This window comes from Streptomyces muensis (assembly GCF_021474425.1).
GTDB classification, from domain to species: Bacteria; Actinomycetota; Actinomycetes; order Streptomycetales; family Streptomycetaceae; genus Streptomyces; species Streptomyces muensis.
This window is the reverse complement of record NZ_JAKEIP010000419.1, coordinates 1-4,811: the sequence shown is the minus strand read 5'-3', so window position 1 is coordinate 4,811 and position 4,811 is coordinate 1. Positions and strand designations below refer to the sequence as shown.

At 71.5% G+C, this 4,811-nt stretch carries 4 protein-coding genes; 1 reads left to right on the top strand and 3 read right to left on the bottom strand.

All coding sequences use genetic code 11. From position 1 onward, the window contains the following. Positions 1 to 1,202, top strand: a 1,202-nt coding sequence (locus L0P92_RS42175; RefSeq protein WP_234768434.1) for an outer membrane protein assembly factor BamB family protein, incomplete at its 5' end; no start/stop codon positions are given. Positions 1,203 to 1,301: 99 nt separating this feature from the next. Here the strand turns inward: L0P92_RS42175 and ilvD are convergent. The 3 genes from ilvD to L0P92_RS42160 all read right to left on the bottom strand — a co-directional run bounded on the left by ilvD (position 1,302) and on the right by L0P92_RS42160 (position 4,788). Then, positions 1,302 to 3,155 carry a dihydroxy-acid dehydratase gene (ilvD, locus tag L0P92_RS42170; RefSeq protein WP_234768433.1) on the bottom strand — a complete coding sequence of 618 codons (1,854 nt, stop codon included), beginning with the start codon at positions 3,153 to 3,155 and terminating at the stop codon, positions 1,302 to 1,304. Positions 3,156 to 3,340: 185 nt separating this feature from the next. After that, positions 3,341 to 3,967 carry a TetR/AcrR family transcriptional regulator gene (locus L0P92_RS42165; protein WP_234768432.1) on the bottom strand — a complete coding sequence of 209 codons (627 nt, stop codon included), beginning with the start codon at positions 3,965 to 3,967 and terminating at the stop codon, positions 3,341 to 3,343. Then, positions 3,964 to 4,788 (bottom strand): sugar phosphate isomerase/epimerase family protein, encoded by an 825-nt coding sequence (locus L0P92_RS42160; RefSeq protein ID WP_234768431.1) that lies wholly within the window; start codon positions 4,786 to 4,788, stop codon positions 3,964 to 3,966. The genes L0P92_RS42165 and L0P92_RS42160 overlap by 4 nt, the downstream gene beginning before the upstream one ends. Positions 4,789 to 4,811: the final 23 nt, after the last annotated feature.

Genomic DNA, 4,811 nt, shown 5'->3' with positions numbered 1-4,811 from the left:
GCGAGGGGGAGGCCGGGCGGCTGTCCGGGGGACGCCGGCGTCGGCGCCGGCTGCTGGCCCTCGGGGCCGGGGGCGTCGCGCTCGCCGCGGTCGCCGCGCTGGTCTCCGTACAGTTGCTCGACGGTCTGGAGCCCACGCCGGAGCCCAGGAGCGCACGGAGCGCGTCGGCCGGGTTCAGCGGATGGGCGACGCCCGGGCCCAAGAAGGACACGCCGCTGTGCTCCCACGGGGCGGGAAAGGTGGTGTGCGCGCAGGACGGGCTCGTCTTCGCGCTCGATCCGCTGGACGGCCGGCTGCTGTGGCGGCATCCCGTCGACTCGTCGCGGCTGGGCGGACCGCCGGCCGTGGCGGGCGGCCTCGTCCACCCGTGGTCCGGTGAGGGCCGGCGGCTGGAGGCGCTCGATCCGGCCACGGGCGAGCCGCAATGGCAGCGGAACGTTCCCGCGTACGGCGAGTCGGTGCCCGTCGCAGGCATGCTGCTGCTCATCGGGACCGACGGCAAGGTCACCGGCCTGGACGCCGGGTCGGGGGACACGAAGTGGAGCCGGCGCGTACCGGGGCTGCAGGCGCCGAACTTCGTCTCGTTCGCCGGAGACTCTCTGGCGTACGCGACGAGCACGTCCGTCGACGGTTCGAGCACGCGGGTCGTCGCGCTGGACCCGGCCACGGGTGACGTGCGTTGGGACGCCCAACTGAAGGGGGCGCTGAAGCTCGTCGACACCTCGGACGGGTCGGTCTTCCTCGTCTCCATCGAGGGCGTCTACAGCGAGGCGCGGGCCCTGGTCCGCTACTCCCCCGCCGAGGGGACCTCGCGCCGTGTGCCGTTGCCCCTCCCGCTCTCGCGTGCGCACGGCACCGTGCGCGGGGACGTCGTCTATCTCGTGGGCGGCGACGGGAAGGTGAGCGCCGTCGACATGGAGGCGCGTGAGCAGCTCTGGAGTCTGGAGACGTCCGTGCTGCGTACGTCGTCACCCGTCAGTGACGGCCGTCATGTGTACGTCAGCGCACCCGACGGGCGCCTGCTCGCCGTGGACGCCGGCGACGGCCGGCTCGTGGGCCAGACGCCGCCGCGGCTCGGCGCGAGCTCGGACGAGGTGGCGGCCGAACTGCCCGAGCCCGTGCTCGCCGACGGTCGCGTCTACGCCGCCGCCCCCGACGGCACCGTCTTCGCCGCCGACGCCCGCGACCCGTCGGCCTGGTGACAGGCGCAGGGGCCGCCTCCTGAGGAGACGGCCCCTGCGACCCGTGCGTGTGCGGCGACGGCGTGTGCGTCAGCGGTGGCCAAACGCCACTGACGTACGTCAGCCCAGTTTGCTCACATCCCGGACCGCGCCCTTGTCGGCGCTGGTCGCCATCGCGGCGTAGGCGCGCAGCGCCGCCGACACCTTCCGATCGCGGCTCTTCGGGGCGTACGCCCCGTTCAACGCCTGCTCACGGCGGGCGAGTTCCGCGTCGTCGACCAGCAACTCGATCGAGCGATTCGGGATGTCGATACGGATACGGTCGCCGTCCTCGACGAGGGCGATGGTGCCGCCGGACGCGGCCTCCGGGGAGGCGTGGCCGATGGACAGGCCGGAGGTGCCGCCGGAGAAGCGGCCGTCGGTGATCAGGGCGCAGGTCTTGCCGAGGCCGCGGCCCTTGAGGAAGGACGTCGGGTAGAGCATCTCCTGCATGCCGGGGCCGCCCTTGGGACCCTCGTAGCGGATGACGACGACGTCACCGTCGGTCACCTGCTTGTTGAGGATCTTCTCGACGGCCTCTTCCTGGGACTCGCAGACGACCGCGGGCCCCTCGAAGGTCCAGATGGACTCGTCGACACCGGCCGTCTTCACGACGCACCCGTCGACGGCGAGGTTGCCCTTGAGGACCGCGAGGCCGCCGTCCTTGGAGTACGCGTGCTCGGCGCTGCGGATGCAGCCGCCCTCGGCGTCCTCGTCGAGGGCCGCCCAGCGCTCGGACTGCGAGAAGGCCTCCGCGGACCGGACACAGCCCGGGGCGGCGTGCCACAGCTCGACCGCCTTGGGCGAGGGGGAGCCGCCGCGCACGTCCCAGGTCTTCAGCCAGTCCGCCAGGGAGGGGCTGTGGACGGCGTGCACGTCCTCGTTGAGCAGCCCGGCACGGTGCAGCTCGCCCAGCAGGGCGGGGATGCCGCCGGCGCGGTGCACGTCCTCCATGTAGTACGTGCGGTCCTTGGCGACGTTCGGGGCGACCTTGGCCAGGCAGGGAACGCGGCGGGAGACCGCGTCGATCTCGTTCAGCCCGAAGGGGACGCCCGCCTCCTGGGCGGCGGCCAGCAGGTGCAGGATCGTGTTGGTGGAGCCGCCCATCGCGATGTCGAGGGCCATGGCGTTCTCGAAGGCCGCGAAGGTGGCGACGTTGCGCGGCAGGACCGTCTCGTCGTCCTGCTCGTAGTAGCGGCGGGTGATGTCCATCACCGTGCGGGCCGCGTCCTCGTAGAGGGCCTTGCGGGCCGTGTGGGTGGCGAGGACCGAGCCGTTGCCGGGCAGGGAGAGGCCGATGGCCTCGGTCAGGCAGTTCATCGAGTTGGCGGTGAACATGCCGGAACAGGAGCCGCAGGTCGGACAGGCGTTCTCCTCGATACGGAGGATGTCCTCGTCCGAGATCTTGTCGTTCACGGCGTCGGAGATCGCGTCGACCAGGTCGAGGGTGCGGACCGTGCCGTCGACCAGCGTGGCGCGGCCGGACTCCATCGGGCCGCCGGAGACGAAGACGGTGGGGATGTTGAGCCGCAGGGCGGCGTTCAGCATGCCCGGGGTGATCTTGTCGCAGTTGGAGATGCAGATCAGGGCGTCGGCGCAGTGGGCCTCGACCATGTACTCCACGCTGTCGGCGATGAGGTCGCGGGAGGGCAGGCTGTACAGCATGCCGCCGTGGCCCATGGCGATGCCGTCGTCCACCGCGATCGTGTTGAACTCGCGCGGGATGCCGCCGGCCTCGACGATCGCCTCGCTGACGATCCGCCCGACGGGCTGGAGGTGGGTGTGGCCGGGCACGAACTCGGTGAACGAGTTCGCCACCGCGATGATCGGCTTCCGGCCGATGTCCGCACCGGGTACACCGGAGGCGCGCATAAGGGCGCGGGCGCCCGCCATGTTGCGGCCGTGGGTGACTGTGCGGGACCTCAGCTCGGGCATCGTCGCTCGCTCCTTCAGAGACTGCGATTCAGGGAGATCAGAGACTTCTGACTGCTAACGAGCGTACGCCGGTCATCCAGAGGGCGGGACGAGGTGTCCGGAATACGGGACGGATGTCTCGCGGATCAGCTACCCGAGGGGTCAACCCGCGGGCGTACGGCCCTCGTGCCCCGGACCGGGAGGGCTCACCGCCCGGTGAGATGCCCCTGCACCACGGGCGCCACCCGCCCGATGATCTGCTCCACGTCCACCGAGGCGATCGGTTCGATCTTGATGACGTACCGCATCATCGCGACGCCCACCAGCTGCGCGGCCGCCAGCTCGGCGCGCAGCTCCGCGTCCGGGGCGTCGATCTCGACGGCGATACGGCGGAGCAGCTGAGCGGAGACGAGCCGCCGGAAGACGGCGGCCGCGGCCTCGTTGTTGACCGCGGACCGCACGATCGCGAGCAGCGGCTTACGGGTGACGGGGTTCTCCCAGAGCCCGAAGATGACGCGGGTCATACGCTCCCCGACGTCGTCGAGGGGCCCTTCCAGCACCACGTCCCGCACCTTCAGGGCGGGCGCGAAGGCGACCTCCACGGATGCCTCGAAGACCTGTTCCTTGGTGCCGAAGTAGTGGTGCACGAGCGCGGAGTCCACTCCGGCCGCCTTGGCGATCCCGCGCACGGACGTCTTGTCGTAGCCCCGCTCGGAGAACTCCTCGCGGGCGGCGGCGAGGATGCGGTCGCGGGTGTCGGCGGATTCGGTACGAGGGGGCCGGCCGCGGCGTCGTGAGCTCACCCCGCCCGGTCCCGAGGTGGTGTCGGTCACGGCCGGGGGACCTTCACGGCGGAGGCCAGATGCAGTCGCGTGAAGGCGAGGGCCTCGGCGAGGTCGGCCTCGCGTTCGGCGCTGGACATCGCGCGGCGGGTGTTGACCTCGATGACGACGTGTCCGTCGAAGCCGGTCAGGGCGAGGCGCTCCAGCACCTCGGCGCAGGGCTGGGTGCCGCGGCCGGGCACGAGGTGCTCGTCCTTGGCCGATCCCCTGCCGTCCGCGAGGTGGACGTGGCCGAGGCGGTCGCCCATGCGGTCGACCATGTCGAGCGCGTCGGCGCGGGCCGTGGCGGCGTGGCTGAGGTCGATCGTGAAGTGCCGGTAGTCGTCCTTGGTGACGTCCCAGTCGGGGGCGTACGCGAGCATCTCGCGGTCGCGGTAGCGCCAGGGGTACATGTTCTCGACGGCGAACCGCACATCCGTCTCGTTCGCCATCCGCCAGATTCCCTCGACGAAGTCGCGGGCGTACTGGCGCTGCCAGCGGAACGGGGGGTGTACGACGACTGTGCCGGCCCCGAGCTTCTCGGCGGCCGCCTGGGCGCGCTGGAGTTTGGTCCAGGGGTCGGTGGACCAGACGCGCTGGGTGATCAGCAGGCAGGGGGCGTGTACGGCGAGGATGGGGATGCGGTGGTAGTCGCTCAGCCTCCGCAGGGCCTCCATGTCCTGGCTGACCGGGTCGGTCCACACCATGACCTCGACGCCGTCGTACCCGAGGCGCGCCGCGATCTCGAAGGCCGTCGCCGTCGACTCCGGATAGACGGAGGCCGTCGACAGGGCGACCTTCGCATCCGGGATGCGCACCACTGGTTCTGCCACGGGGACAGCGTACGGGGCGGGGG

What these genes read in the sequence shown, in the direction of transcription:
- ilvD (WP_234768433.1), bottom strand. Translation starts at nt 3,155, where the DNA reads ATGCCCGAGCTGAGGTCCCGCACAGTCACCCACGGCCGCAACATGGCG.